Source organism: Pseudoalteromonas sp. MSK9-3 (assembly GCF_003590335.1).
In the GTDB taxonomy this organism is placed as follows: domain Bacteria; phylum Pseudomonadota; class Gammaproteobacteria; order Enterobacterales; family Alteromonadaceae; genus Pseudoalteromonas.
This window is the reverse complement of the sequence record NZ_MIET01000034.1, coordinates 66,132-89,440: the sequence shown is the minus strand read 5'-3', so window position 1 is coordinate 89,440 and position 23,309 is coordinate 66,132. Positions and strand designations below refer to the sequence as shown.

At 41.8% G+C, this 23,309-nt stretch carries 20 protein-coding genes; 12 read left to right on the top strand and 8 right to left on the bottom strand.

What is annotated here, in order from left to right; translation table 11 throughout:
* Positions 1 to 31: 31 nt before the first annotated feature.
* Complete coding sequence (locus BGP78_RS15765; RefSeq protein WP_119862273.1) at positions 32 to 1,075, bottom strand: hypothetical protein; 1,044 nt, start codon at positions 1,073 to 1,075, stop codon at positions 32 to 34.
* A gap of 297 nt (positions 1,076 to 1,372) precedes the next feature.
* Between BGP78_RS15765 and BGP78_RS15760 the strand changes: the two genes are divergently transcribed.
* Positions 1,373 to 2,536 carry a LamG-like jellyroll fold domain-containing protein gene (locus tag BGP78_RS15760; protein ID WP_119862272.1) on the top strand — a complete coding sequence of 388 codons (1,164 nt, stop codon included), beginning with the start codon at positions 1,373 to 1,375 and terminating at the stop codon, positions 2,534 to 2,536.
* Positions 2,537 to 2,676: 140 nt separating this feature from the next.
* Positions 2,677 to 3,330 carry a bifunctional tRNA pseudouridine(32) synthase/23S rRNA pseudouridine(746) synthase RluA gene (rluA, locus tag BGP78_RS15755; RefSeq protein ID WP_119862271.1) on the top strand — a complete coding sequence of 218 codons (654 nt, stop codon included), beginning with the start codon at positions 2,677 to 2,679 and terminating at the stop codon, positions 3,328 to 3,330.
* Positions 3,331 to 3,364: 34 nt separating this feature from the next.
* On the opposite strand, the gene BGP78_RS15750 is transcribed toward rluA, so the two are convergent.
* Positions 3,365 to 4,690: a M20 family metallopeptidase gene (locus tag BGP78_RS15750; RefSeq protein WP_119862270.1), complete on the bottom strand. Its 1,326-nt coding sequence runs from the start codon at positions 4,688 to 4,690 to the stop codon at positions 3,365 to 3,367.
* Between the two features lie 190 nt (positions 4,691 to 4,880).
* On the opposite strand from BGP78_RS15750, the gene BGP78_RS15745 reads away from it, so the two are divergent.
* Positions 4,881 to 6,821 carry a diguanylate cyclase domain-containing protein gene (locus BGP78_RS15745; RefSeq protein WP_182912300.1) on the top strand — a complete coding sequence of 647 codons (1,941 nt, stop codon included), beginning with the start codon at positions 4,881 to 4,883 and terminating at the stop codon, positions 6,819 to 6,821.
* Here the strand turns inward: BGP78_RS15745 and BGP78_RS15740 are convergent.
* A complete protein-coding gene (locus BGP78_RS15740) occupies positions 6,800 to 7,126 on the bottom strand; it encodes an HIT family protein (protein ID WP_119862268.1) in 327 nt (108 codons plus the stop codon). The genes BGP78_RS15745 and BGP78_RS15740 overlap by 22 nt on opposite strands.
* A 60-nt stretch (positions 7,127 to 7,186) precedes the next feature.
* Positions 7,187 to 7,912, bottom strand: a complete 726-nt coding sequence (locus BGP78_RS15735) for a S24 family peptidase (RefSeq protein ID WP_119862267.1) — start codon at positions 7,910 to 7,912, stop codon at positions 7,187 to 7,189.
* A 263-nt stretch (positions 7,913 to 8,175) separates the two neighbouring features.
* Here BGP78_RS15735 and BGP78_RS15730 point away from each other — a divergent pair, with 263 nt between their 5' ends.
* From BGP78_RS15730 to BGP78_RS15720, 3 genes are all read left to right on the top strand, one after another.
* The gene (locus BGP78_RS15730; protein WP_119862266.1) at positions 8,176 to 8,427 is read left to right on the top strand and encodes a helix-turn-helix transcriptional regulator; all 252 of its coding nucleotides are present in this window, start codon (positions 8,176 to 8,178) and stop codon (positions 8,425 to 8,427) included.
* A 46-nt stretch (positions 8,428 to 8,473) separates the two neighbouring features.
* Entirely contained in the window at positions 8,474 to 9,073 is a 600-nt protein-coding gene (locus BGP78_RS15725) for a 1-acyl-sn-glycerol-3-phosphate acyltransferase (protein WP_119862265.1), read from the top strand.
* 88 nt (positions 9,074 to 9,161) lie between these two features.
* Entirely contained in the window at positions 9,162 to 10,427 is a 1,266-nt protein-coding gene (locus tag BGP78_RS15720; RefSeq protein WP_119862264.1) for an amidohydrolase family protein, read from the top strand.
* Positions 10,428 to 10,518: 91 nt separating this feature from the next.
* Here BGP78_RS15720 and BGP78_RS15715 read toward each other — a convergent pair whose 3' ends face one another.
* Complete coding sequence (locus BGP78_RS15715) at positions 10,519 to 12,516, bottom strand: S8 family serine peptidase (protein ID WP_119862263.1); 1,998 nt, start codon at positions 12,514 to 12,516, stop codon at positions 10,519 to 10,521.
* Positions 12,517 to 13,006: 490 nt separating this feature from the next.
* Here BGP78_RS15715 and BGP78_RS15710 point away from each other — a divergent pair, with 490 nt between their 5' ends.
* The 5 genes from BGP78_RS15710 (at position 13,007) to phaC (ending at position 19,325) form a co-directional block, all read left to right on the top strand.
* The gene (locus BGP78_RS15710) at positions 13,007 to 14,782 is read left to right on the top strand and encodes an ABC transporter transmembrane domain-containing protein (RefSeq protein WP_119862432.1); all 1,776 of its coding nucleotides are present in this window, start codon (positions 13,007 to 13,009) and stop codon (positions 14,780 to 14,782) included.
* Positions 14,783 to 14,940: 158 nt separating this feature from the next.
* Positions 14,941 to 15,909, top strand: coding sequence for a phosphatidylinositol transfer protein (locus BGP78_RS15705; RefSeq protein WP_119862262.1), 969 nt, complete (start codon positions 14,941 to 14,943; stop codon positions 15,907 to 15,909).
* Positions 15,910 to 16,207: 298 nt separating this feature from the next.
* Positions 16,208 to 16,957 (top strand): SDR family oxidoreductase, encoded by a 750-nt coding sequence (locus tag BGP78_RS15700; RefSeq protein WP_119862261.1) that lies wholly within the window; start codon positions 16,208 to 16,210, stop codon positions 16,955 to 16,957.
* A 78-nt stretch (positions 16,958 to 17,035) separates the two neighbouring features.
* Positions 17,036 to 17,386, top strand: coding sequence for a phasin family protein (locus BGP78_RS15695; protein WP_119862260.1), 351 nt, complete (start codon positions 17,036 to 17,038; stop codon positions 17,384 to 17,386).
* Between the two features lie 169 nt (positions 17,387 to 17,555).
* A complete protein-coding gene (gene phaC, locus BGP78_RS15690; protein ID WP_119862259.1) occupies positions 17,556 to 19,325 on the top strand; it encodes a class I poly(R)-hydroxyalkanoic acid synthase in 1,770 nt (589 codons plus the stop codon).
* Positions 19,326 to 19,387: 62 nt separating this feature from the next.
* Here the strand turns inward: phaC and BGP78_RS15685 are convergent, their stop codons facing one another.
* From BGP78_RS15685 to BGP78_RS15675, 3 genes are read right to left on the bottom strand one after another with little or no spacing between them, the layout of a single operon-like run.
* Entirely contained in the window at positions 19,388 to 19,690 is a 303-nt protein-coding gene (locus tag BGP78_RS15685; protein ID WP_119862258.1) for an AzlD domain-containing protein, read from the bottom strand.
* Positions 19,687 to 20,433 carry an AzlC family ABC transporter permease gene (locus BGP78_RS15680; RefSeq protein ID WP_404936052.1) on the bottom strand — a complete coding sequence of 249 codons (747 nt, stop codon included), beginning with the start codon at positions 20,431 to 20,433 and terminating at the stop codon, positions 19,687 to 19,689. The genes BGP78_RS15685 and BGP78_RS15680 overlap by 4 nt, the downstream gene beginning before the upstream one ends.
* 40 nt (positions 20,434 to 20,473) lie before the next feature.
* On the bottom strand, positions 20,474 to 21,322 hold the full coding sequence (locus BGP78_RS15675) for an AraC family transcriptional regulator (RefSeq protein ID WP_119862257.1): 849 nt from the start codon (positions 21,320 to 21,322) through the stop codon (positions 20,474 to 20,476).
* Positions 21,323 to 21,831: 509 nt separating this feature from the next.
* Here BGP78_RS15675 and BGP78_RS15670 point away from each other — a divergent pair.
* Complete coding sequence (locus BGP78_RS15670; RefSeq protein ID WP_119862256.1) at positions 21,832 to 23,121, top strand: hemolysin D; 1,290 nt, start codon at positions 21,832 to 21,834, stop codon at positions 23,119 to 23,121.
* Positions 23,122 to 23,309: the final 188 nt, after the last annotated feature.

Sequence of the window (23,309 nt, the reverse complement as noted above, 5' to 3'; positions counted from 1 at the left end):
GATATATATAAAATTATTCATACCACTTTAGCTAAAATTTGACGATATTCTCCCATCTCCCCCACAGTTTAAATACCGCTGGGCACTCAAAAACAGTCATATTGTTTAACGCCTTTATATGCTTTACTTGCAGTAGACCATATTCAAACATAAAGCTTGATGCCTCTAAATGAACATGCGCGATTTCCATGGTAATAACCGGCTTGGCCAACAATAACATTTTTAATTCGCGCCACCCCTTAGGCATAGGCTTTGTTTTTAATACTAAATCAAACTCATTATCGAATGCCTTCAAAGCATTATAAATATACCGCTGCTTATCAACTAACTTTTCGAACTGACTTTCCCAGGCTGACATAACGCCTTCAATATCTGGGTATGAATGCTGATGCGGTGTTGAATAATGACGAGGTTGAACAAGCAATGGGGTTAACCAATAGCCGTTGTCTGGACGTAAGTCATTTAACATCGCATCTAAAAACACGCGAGCTACTCGGCCTTCATCTTTCTCATGACTACGAAGTAAACATAGCTGCTCATACGCCACCAATATGCGTTCAATACTATGTGAGCGATTTACATAATCAAACCATTCGTCTAAAGAATGAGGGCTAATATCATAATTAAGCCCTTCTCTTGCGATTGGCCATTGCTCTGCATGCTCTATCGACAGCATATCATCGACCCTTAACAACCATTCGAGCCGGCGAATAGCGCCAGGTTGCCAACGAGGCGTTGAATGAGAGCTTTGCTTTGCCCACTCTAGCGCTCGATGAGTATGCTGTAATTGAGACCACAAAGCCTTCACATTGTCTAATTTGGAAGGTATACCGACATTATGCATTGCTAATGCATAATGTATATCTGTATCACACTCCGTTACATTGAGGCTAGAACTCAAGTAACGTAAAAAAAACCCTTGATGGACTGAGCTTATAGCGTATTTATTTAATTGAACTAATGCAGTTTGTAAGCGTGATGATGCTCGCAATTTCTTTTGATTGAATGCATCTAAAAGATTAGGTTTATGACTGTGATGCTGAAAAGATTGTGAACGAGATTTAAGTATTTCCATTATTTATTTGTGTTACACCACCATAAGGCAATGCCGACACTGCTCCCTAATTCCATTTATGAACAAAGTACGGTATTTATTATCCACATAAATACAGCTGTTACTATACATTCTTAATTGTATATTTGTTAATAAGTAGCATACACATGCCGTATATTTTTACTAACTAATTAAAAGGTAAATGTGACATAAAATTAAGAACTCTGCGAGTAAAAGTAGGTAAAAGTTTTACAAACTATACAAAAACGACCAAGGTCCTATGGTAAATCTAGTCAACTAGTAGGTAAACTTAGACGAATGCAGATAAAAAAATCAAAAACTATGCGTGAACAGCCTGAGCAAGAATCAAATATGACTACAACACCCCAAAAATATATTGGAGTCTGGGTATACGATTTATATGTTTGCTTTACAGAGCGAAAAGTATTTCGTGACAACCTTGATTTAAACCTATCTGACTTGTCATATAACTTACTGATCTGCCTTATTATAAAATCCCCTACTCCTCTTTCATCTCGTGAGTTACTCAACTTAGTTTGGGGAAAAGTGATCACTGCAGATGAAAATGTGAAACAACGGATCAGTATATTGCGTAAACAATTAGAGCATCCTGAACAATACAGCTATATAAAAAATAGACGGGGTTATGGATACTATATAGATGCGCCATTAAAATGGAAAAAAAAGAATTTAACTCAAGCGCTTGAAAGTGAAAATATAAAAGTAAAAGTGGCTGCTATTAGCCTTTTTAGTGTCATTATTAGTATCATTTTACTATCTGCATTGACCTCTGACGATATAAATTCAACTCACATTGCTAAAATCACACCACAAAGCATACACCTTGCAACAGAAGCTGAAGACCTTGCATTTTGTCTTGACGGGTTTGATGATTATATCGAGATTGCAAATCAAGATATACTAGATGTTGGACTTGATGACTTTTCAATTACCACTTGGATACGCACTGCTGCACTGGGCCAACACGTTATAGTAGACAAGCGATATGAAAACCAAGTAAGCGATGTTCAGGGCTACGTTTTTTATATTGATGATGGTTATATCGCTTTACAACTGGCTGACGGAGGAGGCACTTGGTACTGCCAAGAAGAAAACTCATCTTGCACTTTTTACGACTCTCAAGCATTTGCTGCAGACAACCAATGGCACCATGTCGCGGTCACTATAGACAGAGATAAAATCGATGGTATTCGATTCTACCTCAATGGTGAACATATCGACAGCCATGACCCTACCAACAGGCAGGGCTCATTAAGTAATAGTATGCCTTTAAGGATTGGCAGTCGCTCCTCATATATATCTGGTCTATTTCAAGGTGCGATAGGAGAAGTTGTATTACACCACAAAGCTCTAGCCCCTCAAGAGGTACAAGCACTCTTTCATACAGGAAATACAAGGCATTGTTACAACATTGCTCAAAAAGGAGGGAAAATGCTCTAACACCGCAGTTCACTATTTTTATCAAAAACAGAGCGTTAATTACAAGTTAGGATACCCATTTCAGATTCATAGATTTAACCCTTTATGATTTTTTAAAATATAGCTAGAATAGCCCGCCTGATTTGACCTAGGGTGATCCTGTGCTTTTAAACTACGCGCCACCGTGCGACCCATATTTAGAAATTCTCTATCAAGATGACTTTATGCTGGTTATCAATAAACCAAGTGGGTTATTAACAGTACCAGGTAAAGACCCCAAACATGCCGACTGTGCAATCGCACGAGTTAATAGGGTATTTCCCAGCGCACGTATCGTTCATCGCCTCGATATGGCAACCTCTGGCGTACTGTGTTTAGCAATGAGTAAAGAAGCGCACCGGTTTTTAAGCATACAATTCCAAGACCGCCTTACCAATAAACACTACATTGCTCGCGTTCATGGACAATTAGCGTCAAAAACGGGTTCCATTGACTTACCACTGATATGTGACTGGCCAAATAGGCCAAAACAAATGGTCTGTCATGATACAGGGAAACCATCTCTTACACATTATCAAGTACTTGAGAGTGAGCCCAATGCAACTCGCGTAAAGTTGACACCAATCACTGGCCGCTCACATCAATTACGCGTTCATATGTTATCGCTAGGGAATGTGATCTTGGGCGACCGGCTGTACGCCACAGGAGACGCCCTAGCAGCAGCTGAACGTTTGCAACTGCACGCCGAAATGCTCCAGATCAGTCATCCAGCTACTAAGCAACTCATGACATTTGAAGCACCAGTGCCATTTTAGCCTGTTTGCTTATTCAGTGACTGACTAAGTACCTTCACCTCTGGTGCGCCTTGTTAAACAAATCTAACGCGCTGGAGGTCATAGCCCTAACCCCTGTAGAAATTGCCAATGGGTAATCAGGCGCAAACTTGCTTGAATGCAGTGAAGGAAGTGTGAGCCCTTGCTTAACACTTTCCTGATACTTATTCGGTTCAACACCACCCAGCCAAAAAATAGTGATCGGCAGCTGATGCTCAGTTCGTCCATACATGCCAAAATCTTCTCCAGCCATTACCGGCTCAGCCTTAACAACATTATCAGCACCAATCTCTTGCTTAATACTCTTTGTCATTGCCAGAGCCAACGCGGGATCATTATACGTTGAAGGGATTGTCTCATCCTCATGCACAAATACCTCTGGAGCTAGCTGCTCAGGTAAACCGGCACTCATAGCAATGCCTTTGGTTATACGCTTAATTGCGGCAATTTGCAGCGCACGTACTTTTGGACTATACGAGCGCAGCGTCAACTGCAATTTTACCTCATTCGATATAATATTGTGTTTTGAACCACCATGTATCGAGCCTACCGTGATCACTGACGGCTCCAAAGGCGTTATCTCTCGACTAGTGACTGTTTGTAAAGCCAAAACAATACGAGAAGCCAACACGACGGGGTCAATTGTGGTGTGTGGATATGCGCCATGACCACCTTTTCCTTTTACGGTAATATCAACAGAGTCAACATTTGCTAATGCATAACCTGGCGCAATAGCGACTTTGCCTGCCGGAAGCGACGCACTAACATGCAACCCAAGTACGTGATCTGGTGTAGAAAACTTATCAAACAGCCCCTCTTTGATCATCGCCTTGGCACCACCACCAACTTCTTCAGCTGGTTGCGCTACCATCATTAATGTCCCCTGCCAATGAGATTTATGCTGCACCAATTGCTCTGCGGTACCAATAAAGCTGGTCATATGAATATCATGCCCACACCCATGCATCACGCCCACTTTGTTATTATTCGCATCAAGTGTTCTAACTGTGGAAGCATAAGGTTTACCCGTTTGCTCTATTATTGGTAACCCATCCGTATCAGCTCGGATCATCACTGTAGGACCTACCCCATTTTTAAAAATACCCACAACGCCAAATCCACCAACTTCATCGGTTACACTAAAATTTAGCGCACGAAGCTCTGTGGCTAATCGCTTACCTGTTTGCTGCTCTTGATAAGAAAGCTCCGGGTTTTGATGCAAATGCAAATATAAAGACTCTAAATCTGGCAGCCTTTTTGCTACAGAGTGAGATAAATCTAGCGTGCTGGCATATGCGTGGCTTGCAAATAAAAAAAGTAAGCTCGAAGAGAGTATTTTCATCAGTTTAATTATCGTTATTAGAGATAACTTCAAAGTAACAACTTAGTGACAGTTCAGCAATAATAATTCAAAACGAAGCCACGATTTATTGAGCTAAAAGCCTTATTGAATCACTCGACACTATGCTAAAATGTGGGCTTTGAAGGCACAAGGAAGCGCTAAAGCGTTTAATTCATTTGTGTCTGAGTGTATGAAATTATTTTATTCTTTTAGCTGGTTTGTATTAATCACCGTTTCCGTATGTAGTTTAGCTGCTGCGCCCTCATGGTTTACCAACTACGAAGCGACACACCTTCAAGCTCCCCAAAAAACGTTGCACTCTCTGTTAGCGCAGCACAAAGCCCTGCCCGCAGGAACCGAGCGGATATACTTGAGTACCACAGCCAGTAAGCTTGCCCACAAACTCAAGCTGCCATTAGACATTAAGATAGACGCTACTCACCCATTAGGCTTCGTTGAGCAACAGATGCTTGACGCCGAAAAGCTTGCATTACAAGGGTATTATCAACGCAGTATTGCTTTGTTAAATAAGATTAAAAGCAATATCGATGAATCTGAATACCCAGAACTACATGTACTCATTTTAAGAAAAATAATATGGCTCCACATCAAACAAGGGAACTATAAATCGCTTGAGCAACTGACAACTAAAATGAATCAGCTCAGTGAAAAAGTCATAGATTCTATTTTAGACTCAAGAATTCAACTCAACCTATCGGCACTGGTTGCAAGTCATAATGGTTATTTTGATGACGCACTGTCGTTGTACCAGCGCATATTAAACGGTAACCCATCGTCAACAAGCCAAGCCGCCACGTTCAACAATATTGGTTTAACATTGATGAATATGGGCCAATACAATGGCGCGATAGACTATTTTAATCAAGCACTTGAAATACGCGTCATACAAAATGACACACGACGCATCGCGCTCACTTCGTTAAATTTAGGCATTGCTTACAGGAAAAGTAAAGCGTACTCACGCGCAAAACCCTACCTATTAAAGGCTCAACAGCTCTTTCGTACCTTAAGTAATGACTATGGCGTTGGTAATAGCAATATTCAACTGGCTAAACTCTACTTAGCCACGAACCAGCCAGCTCTGTCGTTAACGTTATTATCGCAAACAATACATTCTCTAGATTTAGAACACTACACAGAGCTCTACTTTGATACACACATTGCGCTAGCTAAAAGCCATCTACAACTAAAGCAATATGATTGGGCACTTAATGCAGCAACAACATCCCTCGAGCTCACAACACGCCATAACGATATAGAACATCAACTCGATGCCCTTTTGGTAATCATAGATATCCATGATGCGCTCAAACAATTTGAACAGGCTTATACTTTTCAAAAACGCTATCTGGCAATCGTTCAGCAATATACACAAGTACAAAATCAAAACGCATTAGTGAACATTCAAAGAGAATTAAAACTGACAGAACGAGACTTACATACCGCCCGACTTGAGCAAAGTAACTTGCTGCAACAACATCGAATTCAAGAATTACAATATAACCAATATCGCTTGTGGCTCACTATTGCCTGTGTGGTGTTGATTGCTCTTTTATTTTGGCGATCTCGAAATAAGCAACGCTATTTGGCAGAGCATGATGCTTTGACTGGCGCACTTAACCGTACTGCCATGTACAAAAGGCTTGCTAAACACCCAGAACCAAAAAAAGGAACCTCTCATCTATTCGTATTATTCGATTTAGATCACTTTAAAAAAATAAATGACACATTTGGACACCCAGCCGGCGATCACACATTAATTCACTGCTGTAAAAGCATTCACTCAGCCATTGAGCAATCCCATTTCATTGCACGGATCGGCGGTGAGGAGTTTGTGTTATTCATCCCAAATATAAAACCAGAACATGCATACCCAGTCGTTGAAAAAGCCAGATTAAGCCTTTGCGAAACACCCATTATACTGGACGATAAAACACACATAACCGCCACCGCAAGTTTTGCGTATTACACCAGTAAACACACTGAGCATAGTCAATTTACTCCTATCTACAATTCACTCGACGCCAGTTTGTACCAAGCAAAAGCACAAGGGCGCAATTGCGTCGTCGCCGCTGCGCAGCCCTTAAGTCATGAAAAGGAGTCGCCATAATTCACATGAAAATGCAGGTGCTTTGAATCCTGATAATCGCCTAAGTTAGTTAATACCCGGCACGCGCCATGTTCCGCTTCTACTTGTTTGGCAACTTGTGTCACCAATGCCATTACCGCATGCACAATGGTCGCGTCGTAATTAGCTAGATCAGTCAAGGAAGGGACATGAACTTTTGGTATCACCACAATATGCACAGGCCAAAATGGTTTGGTATGATGAAAGGCTATGGCGTCGGCTGTTTCGGCAACAACATTAACGACCGTTTTTTTACTTAAAACCTGCTCACAATAAAAATCATCCATGTTGATAGCTCCTTTAAAATAGGCTGAACTTTACATTATCTTAGCCTATGAATAGCCACACTAGGCTAAATCCTTCCCAATCCAAACCACTTTGCCAATTATTTCAAGTTGATCAAGTTCATGTGCTTGTACATGTTGTTCTACGTATTCTTTATTATCACTGATCAAACGTACTGAGCCATCAATATATTGCTGTAAACGTTTTGCATAAAGCTCTTCCCCTAACCTAACAACGTAGATCAATCCTTCGCTCAGCTTTTTATCGGATAAATCCACTAAGATAGTGTTGTTGTTATGAATGGTCGGTTCCATTGAATCACCCTTGGCAAACACAACCGCTAGCTGACTTTTGTCTAGGTTCTTATAATCAATCCACTTTTTCCTAAAAGCAAGATGACGTTCAACCAAAGCTGCATCATTAAATGCGCCATACCCTGTACTAACCGAAATGTGATATCCCGGTACTAATACAAACTTTTCTTGAAATTCGTCCACACTCACAACACGTTGACTCAGTAATGGTGAGGTTGAATTATCACTAGGCTGGTTGTCTTCCCCCTTAACCAACCACAAAAAATCGGTCTTCGACTCTTGTGCTATTCGTTCAATAATACTGAGCTTAGGATCTTCACCCTTCAATATTCTACGCAGAGTCCCTTCAGAAACACCTATTTTTGACGCAAACGTGCGTATACTGTCAGGTTTTATCGCTTGCTCAACACGCGTGGCAAATGACGCACGTGGGTGCTCATCGCTAAAAACACTTTCACTAAAACTTTCAGACATATAGATAAAGCCTTATAAAAAATTCAAGGTAATTCATACGCATTTATAAATATAAGCAAATGAGAATGGCACAAAAAGTTACAAATAACATTTGCAGTGCGTAACTTTTGAATCTATAATTCAAAAAAATACGCAGTTAGTGACGTATTAAGTCGTCGTTAAAAACAATACTTGCGTATTTAATGCTGCATTATACACCTATTTATAGCATTTTTCATACTATAAATACATTAATGCGTAATAAATGAAGGAGAATATGAATTATGCAAAAAAGCATCCCAGCTAGAATTAACAGAACACCCAGAGGCTCAGATATTTTAAAGTTCGCACGTAAAAGTCGCGGATATACGCAAGCTGAATCAGCTGCAAATTACGGCATTGAAGAGCGTACACTTCGTCGCTGGGAAAATAACGAATTCAATCCTCGGTGGAATGATGTTGTAGGATTAGTCGAAGACGTTTATTTACTTGATATTACTAACATTATTATCGGGATGAAAAAACCGAATTCATAACATAGTCAGAAGCTATGATACAATACCAAGAAAAAGCGTAACAGTAATGCATAACCTAAACAGTAGAGATATTCCTAAAGCAATACCAAAAACACATAGCCCAATTGGCCGTTGCATTGGCTCTGTGATCCTAAAAGTAATGGGGTGGCGAATTGAAGGGGCTTTTCCCAGCGATGCAAAGTTCATTGCAGCCGTTGCACCTCATACATCAAATTGGGACTTTGTCATTGCCATTGCGGTCAAACTAAAACTTGGCCTCAAAGTACAATTCCTCGGTAAGCATAGTATTTTTATAGGGCCTTTCGGATACTTGTTAAAGAAATTGGGCGGTATTGCTGTTGACCGCAGCGCGGCCCATGGGGTTGTGGAGCAAATCACCCAACAATTTAACCAACAAGACGCGCTGATATTAGGGTTAGCGCCAGAAGGGACGCGTAAATATACTAAACAGTGGAAAACAGGCTTTTTATATATGGCAAGCGCAGCTAATGTGCCAGTTGTTCCAATGCGACTAGATTACCGCTCAAAAACATTTACGGTATTACCCGCATTGAATATAGCTCACGATATAGAGTCTGAGCTAACGCGGTTTAAACAGCTATTTCCTAAAGAGGTGGCAAAATACCCTTCCCAAGTATCTGACTGATCGGGTTGTTCACCTTGTACCCTTTGGCTAGTAGTTTTGACTTATTCTATACTTGGCATTCCTCACCACGAAATAAGAATAAAGTACAATGAAGCTCAAATACACGTTATTTAGCCTAGCACTTGCCAGCATGTCAACAGCCTATGCCCAGACCACACTGCTAACAGCCAAGGCATACCTTGATGTAAAAAGTGGTAAACTGATCGACAACCCCACTCTATTAATAGAAAACAAAAAAATCGTTAGGGTGTCAACACAAGGCCAATTGCGCCCACCCAAAGGTGCAATAGTCATAAATTTACCAAATAAAGTACTCGTGCCCGGCTTAATGGATATGCATGTGCACCTTACGTCAGACGCGACAGATAATTTTTTAGCATCTCGTAATTACTCTATTCCACGGCAAACCGTTAAAGCTGTAAAAAATGCCAAAATAACCTTGCTCGCAGGCTTCACAACCGTGCGTAACTTAGGTGCTGCGGGGTATAGCGTCATAGCAACCCGTGATGGTATAAATGCCAAAGAAATACCTGGCCCACGAATATTTAGTGCTGGACATTCCATTTCTATTACTGGCGGTCATTGCGACGATAATTTCAGTGCGCCAGAGAAAAAATCACGCTCAGCGGGAGTCGCTGACGGGCCGTGGGCCGTCCGTGCTAAAGTAAGAGAAAATATAAAATATGGTGCTAACACCATTAAAATATGTGCTACTGGCGGTGTCTTCTCTAAAGGTACTAAAGTAGGCGTGCAGCAATTTAGTGAACAAGAACTTAAAGCGGCCGCGGATGAAGCCCACCTAAGAGGACTCGTCATTGCCGCCCACGCGCATGGGACAAGTGGTATTAAAGCTGCGATCCGTGCAGGTATTGATAGCATTGAACACTGTAGCTTTATGGACAAAGAAGCAATTCAACTGGCCCTTAAGCACGGTACTTTTTTATCGTGTGACATCTACAATACCGAATATACATTAGCCTTTGGCGAGGCAAATGGTGTACCGCAAGAAAATATAAATAAAGAAAAACTTGTTTCAAAAGCACAACGCGATAGCTTCACTAAAGCGGTTAATGCTGGCGTAAAAATGGTCTTTGGCTCCGATGCGGCAATTTACCCTCATGGGGATAACGCAAAGCAATTTTCTCGTATGGTAAAATTTGGTATGACGCCTTTACAAGCAATTCAATCGTCGACAATCAATAGCGCAGATTTACTCAAACTAGATAATGTAGGGCAAATCAAAGCTGGTTTTATGGCTGATATCATTGCGGTGGATGAAAACCCTCTAAAGAACATATCAACCCTTGAACAAGTCCGTTTTGTAATGAAAGAAGGCACTGTTTTTAAAAAATAATCTATAACATCAGACATAAAAAGCGCCTGTATGTTTCCATAAAGGCGCTTTTATCACTTATAAATAATTAAGGCTATTTTAACAGTCGAGGTTATTTACATACACCTAAGTCAGTCCAAACCTTCCAGTTGTTGCCAACATTTGAGTTTTGTTCTGGGTTTTTGTTACTGTGCCACCAGTTATTACTATATTTTTTGCCATTGTACGATACTAAGGCACCCGTCTTGCTGTATGTTTTGCTTGCAGACCACGCTTCAATCCCCTCACAACCAGACACTACGTCACCATCAGCAACCGTGATTGATTTATTAAAGCTTGATGCAGTCCCTTCGTTATCCGTAACCGTTAGTTCAATCGCATAAGTACCGGCTTTAGCAAATGTGTATGATGTTGTCGAACCAGTCGCAACTTGGCCAGCAATATTCCAATCAAACTGTGTGATTTGACCATCCGCATCTCGGCTGCTGCTAGCATCAAATGAACAACTCAGTGCTGTACACTGTGTATCAAATTGCGCAATAGGTGCTTGGTTTTGTACAGAACCAGCACACCCGTTTTGCGTTAGGTAATCTGTTGCGGCCTTGGCTTGAACTAAACCATAGCCAAACTGATGATCACGCCCAGCACCGCCTAAATCAACGGTTGTTGCATTTAAAGCGTTACGAATTTCTACGTTTGTACATTGTGTATGATTGCTCCAAACCAATGCAGCAACACCTGCAACGTGCGGACTTGCCATAGATGTACCCGACTTAACGTCGTAATCTGAAATGCTTTCAAGTTGTGCTGTAACTTGCTTTGCAACATACGGCTTCAAGCTATTTCCCGTAGCCTGCGTTAACGCTAATACAGGAATGGTTACACCATGATTCGCGTTATCTCCCAAAGTACCACCAAAAGAACCCGCCGCGTTGTTATACACTAATGCAGCAATACCGCCACCAGCTTGACAGTTCAACGCTTTACTTGCGAAAGTCGCGCCACCACGCTCAATTAAACAAATTTTTGCAGGGGCTGTACATGTACTAAGTGCTTGACCACAGTCCGCAAGTTCAGCTGTTAGCTTACCTTCTACTGAATGTGTCATACCACTGGCACTAAATGCTGAACCACCTGATACCGTCACACCTGCAACAACACCTGTCCCTCTAGGCACAGTTGACAAAACATCGGTGCCAGGGCCTGAAATCTCAACTTGCGCATTATACTGAGACGAATCATTTTTGTTACGGTCTTTATCAATATTAGCTACAGATACAACGCTGTCATAACTTGCCGGATAACTAAGCGTTGCGTCACCACCATTACCAGCCGCCGCGATGATCAAAACACCTTTGTTGTAGGCCGCATTTAGACGGTCTTCTAAGTATTGGCTTTTTGAAGCACCACCTAAACTCATGTTAATTACTTTTGCGCCATTTTCGACACAATTATCTACAGCACGACCAATTCGAGAATTTAGACCTTGTTTGCCTTCATCATCAAATACACGAACAGAATGAATGCCTACTTTATCACTTGGTAATACACCGACAACACCCACGCTGTTGTTAATTGCGGCAATCGAACCTGCAACGTGCGTCCCGTGGCCTGATCCATCTTTGTACCATAAACCAACAGCTGCATCAGCAAATCCAGTTGCGTTTTGTGGCAAGTCTGGATGACCTAAGTCATAGCCAGAATCAATGATACATACCTTGATTTGATCTACATTCGTATCTGATACTAAATTAGCTTGTACTTGCGCGATGCCATAAGGGCTCGTCTGTGATGTTGAAAATGGCGTGTATTCGAAATCTTCTTCGATGTAAGCAAACTGGCCTGATGCATTCATTAATGCAACTTGCTCTTCAGTTAATGTCATCGTAACGACTTGCTCAGCTACATTTGACACCAAAGTATCAACAATATTCTGGCTCATCACATCATTAATTGCATGCTGGGCTTGTGTGTTTACCTGTTGAGTGTGAGCTTGAACGCCTTTGTTCATTTTAACAATATATGTTTGCTCGGCATGGGCTTGGCTTGAAAAGCTGCTGGCAGCAATTAATGACAATGCGACTGTATTTAACTTAAAATTATTGCTCATTATGAACTTCCTTCGTGCGAATTATTATTGTTATGGCGCATCCACTGTGCAGGAGGTTGTCCTTTTTTACTTTTGTTATTCACAGTATATTTGTTACCAAATACACCTTGTTATTTTCGGTACAAGCTACCGTAATAAAATTATCCATGCAATAAATATTTAACTTAAACGACTAAATATTTAAATACTTGTATACAAAAAGGCAGCAAGTTAACTTCGAGAGTACCTGTATATCCATTTCGGGATCGAACCGCCAATAGAAGAATAAAGCATTGATTTATATAAAAAGAAGAGGTTTATTAAGATAATAGGTAGACACCAAACATAAAGTGTTACAGTAAATACAAAAAGAGTCGTGTGTAACGCATATACAACATGCCTGAAACACACGTATTCTGCGTAAAAGTCATTCTCAGCTTAACCATTTGACTGTAATAATTGCCCCAATCAACTTATAACCCCAGGAACAGTAAACGTGCACAGTGACCAGATGAGCGAACAAAACAACCACACTTCAAGTAACAAAAAATTGTCAATTTTGTTTGAATTAAAACGCTTTATTCGTCCCTATTTAGGCCGAGCTATCATGGCAGCCGCGGCACTAATATTTACCGCAGGGTTAACCCTTTCTATTGGTCAAGGCGTCAGGTTGTTAATTGACCAAGGCTTTGCTGAGCAATCTCTTGAGCAATTAAAGCATGCCGTACAATTTATTTTACTCATAACTGTGCTGATCTCTATCGGCACATACGCACGGTTTTACTTAGTGTCATGGATAGGTGAACGAGTCAGTGCTGATATTCGTTTAGCTGTGTTTAATCACGTTATTTCTCTGCATCCAAGTTATTTCGAAACCACAAAAAGTGGCGATATCATGTCACGCCTCACCACAGATACAACGCTCCTCCAAAGCATCGTAGGATCATCATTATCGATGGCTATTCGTAGCGTTTTAATGCTCATCGGTGCATTATTTATGCTATTTGCGACCAATATAAAACTGACTCTGATCGTACTCTGTGCAGTTCCTTTTATCTTAGTGCCCATTTTAGTCTATGGCCGCAAAGTAAGAACACTGTCTCGGCAAAGCCAAGACTCCATGTCTGATGTGGGGAGTTATGCGGGTGAAGCGATTGAGCACATAAAAACAGTGCAAAGTTACACACAAGAGAGCGCTGAGAAAACCTCATTTAAAAATGAGGTTGAGCAAGCTTTCGCGATAGGTCGTCGTCGAATACAGCAACGTGCAACATTGATCGCGGGCGTAATTATTATCGTGTTTGGTGCCATTACCGGTATGCTTTGGGTGGGGGGGAGCGACGTTATCTCTGGTCAGATGAGCGGCGGGGACTTAGGTGCATTTGTCTTTTATGCTATTTTAGTCGCATCTTCGTTAGCCACAATTTCTGAGGTGATTGGAGAGTTACAACGAGCCGCTGGCGCGACCGAGCGACTCATAGAGATACTACAAGCAAAAAGTCTAATTCAAGCCCCGTATGATGTTACATCATCCAATGCCGGATCTCTCGCTGCGCAAATAACCGTTAAAGATGTTTGCTTTAATTACCCGTCTCGCCCGAATCAAGCCGCGACTGAACACTTAAACTTAATCATAGAACAAGGCAAAGTGTTAGCACTTGTGGGACCCTCAGGCGCCGGAAAAAGTACCTTATTTGAACTTCTACAGCGATTTTACGACCCTCAATCAGGAAAAATCCTCTTAGACAACGTTGATATTCGCGATCTTTCTCCGCAAGATTTACGACAACAAATGGCCATTGTGCCTCAACAACCAGCACTATTTAGTAGCGACGTGATGCATAATATTCGGTACGGCAACGAGCACGCAAGTGATGAACAAGTCATTGAAGCCGCCAAGAAAGCTCATGCCCACGAATTCATTCTTGCCCTACCTGATGGCTATAACAGCTTTTTAGGTGAACGCGGAGTGCGGTTATCGGGCGGACAAAAACAACGTATTGCGATTGCACGTGCAATCTTAAAAGACCCACACATTTTATTATTAGATGAAGCAACCAGTGCCCTAGACAGCGAGAGTGAATATCATGTACAACAAGCACTTGACACTCTCATGCACAACCGAACGACCATCATTATTGCCCATCGCCTATCCACCATACAGCACGCTGACAAAATCGCTGTATTAGATGCAGGAAAACTCGTTGAAGTGGGTAGTCATGAGCAATTAATGCAAAGCTGCGAACTGTATCAGCGCTTAGTGAAACTGCAATTCAAATCGGTTTAAAGCCACTTTAAAAAGAGGAGTCGCGTTTTTTCAGGTGCGACTCTCGCGAGGTTTAGTGGGCCCTAGGTTGAATTGGCGCAAAACATCAAAATTAAACATTTTTGCAACATAAAGTATTTATTCTAAACTTTATCCACACTGGAAATTAAGGAAGAATAATGAAAAATACCTGTCTCGTTGCCACACTTTTTACTACCACTTTATCAGTACAGGCGTTGCCAAAGTGCCCACAACCTGAGGTCATGGAGCGCACTATTGCGCCGCCCAATGTTGCCAAAGCCCCCTACCATAATACATTAAATCGTTTTATTACGTGGTTGCCCAATTATCATATGATCCATGATGAAGTGACTCCATCGGGCCAACCTGTAACTGTCACAGCTAAATTTGATTATGGCAGTATCGCCCATAAAGATTTAGAGTTTGAAACGGTCCATTTTTATTTACGTGGAGAACATGACCCTGACTGGCAGTTCATTGCGCAAGCAATAACAAATCATGATGGTAAAGCCAGAGTCTCTTTACCCCCATTAACAGCCGGACAATATCGACTATATGCAGCAGTCCCTGCTGATGGCACTGGTACACAAGGTTTTTTGAGTGTTATCGACCCCAACACCCCAGCAGTATTATTTGATATAGACGGTACATTGACCGAGTCTGATGCAGAACAAATTGGCGATTATACTGGCATTAAACGCGCAGAGCCAAAAGAAGCTGCATACGCACTCGTGCGTCGATATATTGATTTAGGCTATCAACCCATCTATTTAACAGCCCGCGTGTATTGGTACGCCAAAGGCACCAGAAGTTGGCTATCTTGGATGAACTTACCGCAAGGCTACCTACGAACATCACTGAACAACGAAACAAGCTTGTTCCGTACTGCCGAGTATAAAACAGCACAAATTAACCAACTAAAAGCCAAAGGGCTCAACATTGTAAGAGCCTACGGGAATGCTAAAACTGACGCACAAGCCTTTATCAACTCAGGGTTGGGCGCATCAAACAGCTTTACAATTGGTGAAGAGGCTGGACATTTTGGCACCTCAGCTATTCTAGATAACAGCTATCGTGAGCACATAACGCAAGAAGTTGACACTTTTCCACCAGCCCAATGTGAATAATTAAACTGGCTAAAACGACTCAAGTTAGACTTATTATTCAAAAATTGCGATTTACAAATAATTAACACCTATATCAGCCATAAATATGCGAAATACAGCAAATTCTCTGGTTTGCATTAGGTTTATAGGCAGTTAAAGCTACGTGTATTAAAAATGACACCCTTTTGTTACTTGAACGTCATGTTCACCATCAACAATGAGGTTATCACTTTAAACCTTTCTAGTGCCATGCCAAACGCATTAGAGAACGTAGTAAAGGTTTGCAGTTAATTTGCTACAACAGATACGGAGTATCATTATGGAAAATCAACAAACAGCCATTGTCACTGGCGCCTTTGGTGGAATTGGAACTGCGATCGCTAAGCAACTTGCTAATGCCAATTATTTTATTATTGCCGTTGCAAGTGAACGCCGCACACAAGCAGATTATGATGCTTGGTTGAACCAAACCCAGATAAACCCTAATCAAGTCAAACCCCTTTTCTTAGATGTGACCAATGTACAAGCGTGTGAAACACAACTCACTGACACAATTGTTGAACGGGGTCGCATTGATGTATTAGTGAATAATGCAGGGATCACGCGTGATACATCATTTAAAAAGATGTCATCAACGCAATGGAATGAAGTTATAAATACGAACCTCAATTCATTGTTTAATATGACACAACCGCTTTTTGCACATATGTGTAATAACAAATACGGTCGCATCATTAATATTTCCAGCGTTAATGGCCAAAAAGGTCAATTTGGTCAAGCCAATTACGCCGCAGCCAAAGCGGGTATGGTCGGGTTTACCAAATCATTAGCCTATGAAGGGGCAAGAGCTGGTGTGACCGTAAATGTCATCGCTCCAGGCTATACAGAAACGCCAATGGTTGCCGCTATGCGCCAAGACGTACTAGACAATATTAAAGCCCAAGTCCCTATGCAACGGCTTGCTTCACCTGATGAAGTTGCACATGCCGTAGTGTATTTGGCCTCAGAGAAAGCGGCCTATATTACGGGTGAAACACTCGCGCTTAACGGCGGTTTATACATGAACTAAATCTAAGTTGGGTCATCACGGCCCAATACAGATAACCCATGCAGTATTAATTAATGAACGTTAAAAGGACCAGCAATCATGTACACAGATCTATTAAAAACATTCTCAGAGCAAAATGAAAAGTTTCTATCACCTGTGCTTAAGTTCAACCAATTAGTTGCACAAAATATTGAACAACTTGCAAGCATTCAAGTGAATGCGGTACAGAACTTTTCAAATACCTCAGTAGCACAAGTGAAAGCTGCTGCAGACGTAAAAGATGCAAAATCATTCGTTGATTTTAATGCAAGCCAAGTTAACGTCTTGAATAATATCAGCCAACAAATGATTGAAGATGGTCAAAAGCTGTCTCAATTAGGTCAAGAGTTCAAAGACAATCTTGAAGAGTTAACAAAAGAGAACCTTCAAGCAGCTCAAACACCGGCTTAATCGCGCATCAATTTGCTAAGCCGAATAATTACATCACGTAATCATTCGCCAACTTGAGGTGTGTGATGGTCACTGTGTTTAAGTATAGGTGTATGTAAACACACTATTGACCTAGCGCACCTACTCCTTGTTGTTATTGATATTAACCAATGCCATTAGGATGAACGTAATGGATACTCAAGATAAAGATCTAAACCAAACTCTGAATGCATGGTGGCAATACAACCAAGACATGTACACTGCATTCAATAATTCGTTATTCAACGATAACCCTGTGCAAAAGGCTCTTTCTGAACAAAGTAACCGTGATTTTAGTGCATGGCTCGATGCCATAATAAAAAAACCTGAAACCATGCAACAAAACCAATTAGATTGGTGGCAAAACCAACTAAACATTATTCAACAAACTTTCGCGCCCACAGATCCCGACAATACAACACAAGCCGTAACAGAAGAGAGAGGCGATCGCCGCTTTAAAGCCGATGAATGGCAAGAAAACCCGTGGTTCAATTATATCAAGCAAAGCTATTTACTTTTTGGCCAATCATTACTGAGTTCAATTCGTGAAACCCCGGGACTTGACGACAAACTAAAAGAGCGCTTAGAATTTTTTGCCCGACAAACAGTAAACTCACTGTCGCCGTCAAACTTTATCTCTACTAACCCAGAACTGTTAAAGCTAACTTTAGACTCTAACGGACAAAACCTCATTGACGGCTTTGAGTTATTTAAAAGCGATTTAGAAAAAGGCGGAGACATGCTGCGGATCAGCATGACAGATGAAAGCGCCTTTGAATTAGGCACTGATTTAGCAACGACACCTGGTCGTATTGTCTACCAAAATCATTTATTTGAGCTCATTCAATATAACGCCAGCAGTGATGAAGTGTATCAAGCTCCTCTCTTATTCGTGCCGCCGTTTGTCAATAAGTATTATATTCTTGACTTGCAAAGCAGTAATTCGATGGTGAAGTGGGCGGTTGAACAAGGTCATACCGTTTTCATGATGTCGTGGAAAAACCCAGATATCAGCATGAAAGATATTGGCTTTGAAGACTATGTGGTTGATGGCGTCATAGCCGCCGTTGACGCCATAGAAAAACACACTGGTGAAAGTGATATCAATGCAATCGGTTACTGTATTGGAGGCACGCTTTTAGCAACCGCCATGGCTTACTTTGTTTCAAAGCGTATGAAACAAAGGATAAAAAGTGCCACGCTACTTACAACCCTGCTGGACTTCTCACAACCTGGTGAGCTCGGTGTTTTTGTCAATGAACCCACAGTGAGTGCGCTGGAAGCATACAATACACAAAATGGTATTATGCACGGGCATATGCTCGGCACCTCATTCAGCATGCTTAGAGAAAATAGCCTTTATTGGAATTATTACGTCAATAATTACCTCAAAGGCAAAGCACCAATGAGTATGGATTTATTATATTGGAACAGCGATAGCACCAACTTAACCGCTAACTGCCATAACTTTATGCTCAGAGATCTGTACTTAGAAAATAAGCTTATTTGTGAAAAGCAAGTCAGCATTCGCGGTACTAAAATTGATTTAAGTAAAATCAAACAACCTTTATATATGCTCTCAACCAGAGACGATCATATTGCACTTTGGCAAGGCACATTTAAAGGTGCACAAAAAACCAGTAAAAATGTCACTTTTGTACTGGGAGAGTCAGGGCACATAGCCGGCGTAATTAACCCGCCACAAGCCAATAAGTATGGTTATTGGTTTGGCCCAGATGTTACTGGTGAACCGCAGCAGTGGTTTGATAAAGCCAAGCACAGTAAAGGGTCATGGTGGACGCATTGGCAAAAATGGGTAACGAGCCACAACAGTGACAAAGTCCCTGCTAGAGCAACTCACTCAGAAGATGCACCTGGCATTTATGATGCACCTGGAGAATATGTCAAAGTAAAACTTTAGCCCAAAAGGTGAGGAACTACTTTAGGGTAGTAACTCACCTTTTCTTTTACTCATCAGTGGGTTTATAACACAAAGAAAAATAGCCCCATACTACCAAGCACCGTCACTAAGGTATTACGAGTTAACACAATGAGTAAACATGCGACTACTGCGCCAATAAAGTAACGACTTTGCAGCCCAATATGTAATTGCTCACCGTCAATAAAGACCAAAGGTGCAGCAATCGCACTCAATACCGCAGGTGCAGAGTAGGTTAGTAACCGCTGAATGTTAGGGCTAAGCACCAAAGGTAGCCTAGGCTCTAAGAACACGTAACGACTGATAAAGATAATCGCTGCCATAGCGAATAAAAGAGCCCAGCTCATAACTCTTCCCTCCTTTTATTTTTATACGCAACTTCAGTTATGTACCCTGCCAACATACCGAGCACAGAAGATAGCAATAAACCCACCTGCCACTGCAAAAGCGCAAAAACAACGGCGCTATACGCCGCAACGGCAACACATACCAAGATGGGAAACGTTTTAATACTAGGCACAATCAACGCGATAAACGTCGCTACAATGGCAAAGTCTAGCCCTAAGCTATGTAGCTGAGGCATGGACGTGCCAAGCACAATACCCAGCGCCGTTGCAAGATTCCATGCAATATAAAAGCAACCACCGACTCCCAAGGCAAACCAGGGATCAGCCTTAAAGCTTTTAAACTTATCGGCCATCACAATGGCAAACATCTCATCGGTCAGTAAAAAGCCTAAAGCAATTCGCCATCGTGTAGGTAATGTGTGTAATGAAGGACGCATTGATAAACTATAGAGTATGTGCCGAGCCGTGATCAAAACGGTCGTAAGCAAAATACCCACAGCGCCAATGCCAGATGCCAACATACCCAATGCTGCGAGCTGCGCCGCGCCGGCAAACACGACAGCTGACATGGCCTGTGCCTCTAGCCATGTTAGTCCAACCTCAATCGCATAAGAGCCCGCAAGTATCCCCCACGGCACCACAGCCAGTGCCAGCGGCAAAACAGCCAGGGCACCACGCATGAGTGAACCATATTTATTATGACTTTCTGAACTGTGCATTCTAAAACCAAGCATTTTCATCATTATTACCTCATTGAATGATAGAAATACCCTACCCTATGCGCTAATAAATAACTTGTACGTTATTGCAGCTCACAGCCTTAGCATAATGCCCGGGCGTCACCCCCATGGTACGTTTGAAGTGTCGGTGAAAATGGCTTTGGTCATGAAAACCACATGCAAGTGCGACATCAAGTTGATTATTGCCTTGACGCAACAACCCTTTAGCATGCCTCAATCGCGCTTGAATTTGATAGGTATGTGGCGGCAAGCCAAATTGCTTTTGAAACTCGCGTAACAAATGACATGCGCTAATACCTGCTAAGACTGAAAGTTCTTGTAATGAAATATTGGACTCTGGGTGTTCATCCAAAAACTGTTTAACCAACAGCAACGACACATTAGCGCTGCTATACCGCTCGCCTTTTTTAGTAGAGCGACCATGTCGCGCAACCAATTTAGCCAATGAAGTGTAAAGTAAAGACTCCCTAACTAGGCGATTACCCGACGTATCTAATGTCGTAAACATCATCCTCAGTAACTCCGCTAACTGTGGATCATTCACCACCGCATCTGGAAAATAAGGCGCACCATGTATTACCCCTAGTTCGCGACTAATGGTTTCAAATACTTCAGGAGTTGGATACATAGCACGATATGCCCACCCGTGCTCGGTTGCTGAACAACCGTTGTGAACCTCATCGGCATTCACAAGTATAATACTGTGCTGAGGCGCAATATGATTTCCGCCAGTGCGGTAAAAGCGTTGGGCCCCTGACTCAATAACACCAATGGTATACCCTTCATGGCTATGACGAGAGAAGGTTTGTTTTGTATAAGTAGCGTTAAGTAACTCAACTCCCCCTAATTCTGTAGCATAGGCAAAATCTGCAATTTCAGTTTTACTGCTCATGATAAGTCCAAGGCCCCCTTGAAGTTGATTGGCTAGGCAGCTTTATGCACCGGGCTTCCTACTCTAGCGCAAAACACATAGTAAGTTTTGTACAAAATGCGCCTAATTTGCCACATCAGTAAACAAAAATGATAAATAGCGTGCCTCCGCTTTCAAAAGGCTAACCAAAGGACTGAAAACCTTTCATACACTCAATCCAAAAAATTAAGTGTATTAAAAATAATATGATATCTACCATTGCAAACTAGCCAATAGCACTTCCCTTAATTTGCAGAACTAAATTCAATGATATGGGCGATTGTGCATGATGACTTGCAAATTTCACCTCTCAGCCCTTTCAATTATTAGCTTCCACCTTAAAAGTAAATTCCCCCCTCGCATTAGCGCCAAAAAACCACATAGATTTACAAACTTGCAAAATAAAGGTAAATAAATTAACTTGTCCGACCTCTTCATATGACAACAACAATATTTCAGCATAAACATGCTGAATACCATAAAGGAATAGTATGAGAATCAAAAAGCTCAGTGCATGTATTATCTTGCTCACAACCACTACATCCAGTGCATTTACCCAATTAGGTGGCGGTGGCGCGATGCCCATGGGGCATGAGTGGTTAACCAGAACAGCAGCTCTAGAGGTACTCGGTGCTGAACACATTATTGAACCCGACCCTGATGATCCGCGCCAACACTGGCAGCTTGGTTTAGCTAAAAAAGTACACATCGCTAACGCCTCGAGCGAAGTTATGGACATTAAAGCTGAACTTAATAACAATAAAAAATATCAACCCAAATACCATGCTATTTATTCGGCTATTATTGGCGAGCGATGGGTCGATATTGCAGGGTTTAACGTCACCAATGCCAGCGCTGATCCTACGGGTCCGAACTGCTTTAATGCCGTATCGCAAGAACCAGCACAATTGCAGCAAGATCACTTTATGCGCCGTTATGACGATGTCGGAGGTGAGGGCGGCGTAAACGCCGCTTATCGTGCACAAAGCCGCTTTATTAATCACTTTGTCAACGCCGCAATGGCGGACGAAAAAAGCATAAAAGTATGGGATGGAGGAGGTTATTCAGCAAAAACTGACGTTGACCATAACTATTTCTTATTCGGCCGAGCAGTACACCTATTTCAAGATGCTTTTAGTCCAGAGCATACCGTCCGATTAGCCCAAGACAACTACGAAAAAATTTGGCAAGTTAAAGCCTATTTGTGTTCTCAAGGGGCTGAACAACATACACATGATACCGCCGATATTGTGAATTTTGACAGCGGTGATGTTATTTGGAAAAAGCACACTCGTAAACAACTTGGTTGGTCTTCCTATAAAGCCAGTAATATGAAGCCTGTCGCTTTGGTCGCATTGGAGGCGAGTAAAGACTTGTGGGCCGCTTTTATTCGCACAATGGCAGTAGAAGGTACACAACGAGAAAGCTATGCCCGCACAGAAGCGCAATTATTGGTTGATAATTGGTTATCGTTTGATGCCCAAGCAATGCTCACTTGGTATCAAAACCAACAACATCGTGATCACACCTATGTGTTAGCTCCCACAGATATTGGGACAGGTAAAACACAACACGCCTGTATGACTGAGTTAAAAGTGGGTACCACAGATCAGCTAGAACGCGTAGCACAACTCACCGAAGAGCGCCGCCAATGTTTATATAATATTGAAGCGCAGCGCGGTTATGAAGACGCATACGACCCTTATATAAAAATGCCCTATAACTGGCGCTGGAAGTCACTGACGTGGAAAAAACCACCTACTGATTGGCAAGTTCCGTAAATCATTGCGCGAAGTATGAATAACTTACTGATGCTGGGTATCACCTAACACAAGCTCAAAAACACATGTGGCTGCTGTATAAAAGGCATTCAAAGCTTACAAAGCAGTCACATGATTTAATGCAATAACGCCTGTTATAAATCACGCAACAAAAGCGCTCCCCTTTGCACCGCGTGTGACTTATTAAG

Bases quoted from the DNA above. Each gene is read 5' to 3' on its own strand.
- BGP78_RS15705 (WP_119862262.1), top strand. From the start codon at position 14,941: ATGAAAAATACCTGTCTCGTTGCCACACTTTTTACTACCACTTTATCA.
- BGP78_RS15735 (WP_119862267.1), bottom strand. From the start codon at position 7,912: ATGTCTGAAAGTTTTAGTGAAAGTGTTTTTAGCGATGAGCACCCACGT.
- BGP78_RS15680 (WP_404936052.1), bottom strand. From the start codon at position 20,433: ATGATGAAAATGCTTGGTTTTAGAATGCACAGTTCAGAAAGTCATAAT.
- BGP78_RS15760 (WP_119862272.1), top strand. From the start codon at position 1,373: ATGCAGATAAAAAAATCAAAAACTATGCGTGAACAGCCTGAGCAAGAA.
- BGP78_RS15750 (WP_119862270.1), bottom strand. From the start codon at position 4,690: ATGAAAATACTCTCTTCGAGCTTACTTTTTTTATTTGCAAGCCACGCA.
- BGP78_RS15695 (WP_119862260.1), top strand. From the start codon at position 17,036: ATGTACACAGATCTATTAAAAACATTCTCAGAGCAAAATGAAAAGTTT.
- BGP78_RS15740 (WP_119862268.1), bottom strand. From the start codon at position 7,126: ATGGATGATTTTTATTGTGAGCAGGTTTTAAGTAAAAAAACGGTCGTT.
- BGP78_RS15710 (WP_119862432.1), top strand. From the start codon at position 13,007: ATGAGCGAACAAAACAACCACACTTCAAGTAACAAAAAATTGTCAATT.
- BGP78_RS15675 (WP_119862257.1), bottom strand. From the start codon at position 21,322: ATGAGCAGTAAAACTGAAATTGCAGATTTTGCCTATGCTACAGAATTA.
- BGP78_RS15765 (WP_119862273.1), bottom strand. From the start codon at position 1,075: ATGGAAATACTTAAATCTCGTTCACAATCTTTTCAGCATCACAGTCAT.
- BGP78_RS15730 (WP_119862266.1), top strand. From the start codon at position 8,176: ATGCAAAAAAGCATCCCAGCTAGAATTAACAGAACACCCAGAGGCTCA.
- BGP78_RS15745 (WP_182912300.1), top strand. From the start codon at position 4,881: ATGAAATTATTTTATTCTTTTAGCTGGTTTGTATTAATCACCGTTTCC.
- phaC (WP_119862259.1), top strand. From the start codon at position 17,556: ATGGATACTCAAGATAAAGATCTAAACCAAACTCTGAATGCATGGTGG.
- BGP78_RS15670 (WP_119862256.1), top strand. From the start codon at position 21,832: ATGAGAATCAAAAAGCTCAGTGCATGTATTATCTTGCTCACAACCACT.
- BGP78_RS15700 (WP_119862261.1), top strand. From the start codon at position 16,208: ATGGAAAATCAACAAACAGCCATTGTCACTGGCGCCTTTGGTGGAATT.
- BGP78_RS15720 (WP_119862264.1), top strand. From the start codon at position 9,162: ATGAAGCTCAAATACACGTTATTTAGCCTAGCACTTGCCAGCATGTCA.
- BGP78_RS15685 (WP_119862258.1), bottom strand. From the start codon at position 19,690: ATGAGCTGGGCTCTTTTATTCGCTATGGCAGCGATTATCTTTATCAGT.
- BGP78_RS15715 (WP_119862263.1), bottom strand. From the start codon at position 12,516: ATGAGCAATAATTTTAAGTTAAATACAGTCGCATTGTCATTAATTGCT.
- BGP78_RS15725 (WP_119862265.1), top strand. From the start codon at position 8,474: ATGCATAACCTAAACAGTAGAGATATTCCTAAAGCAATACCAAAAACA.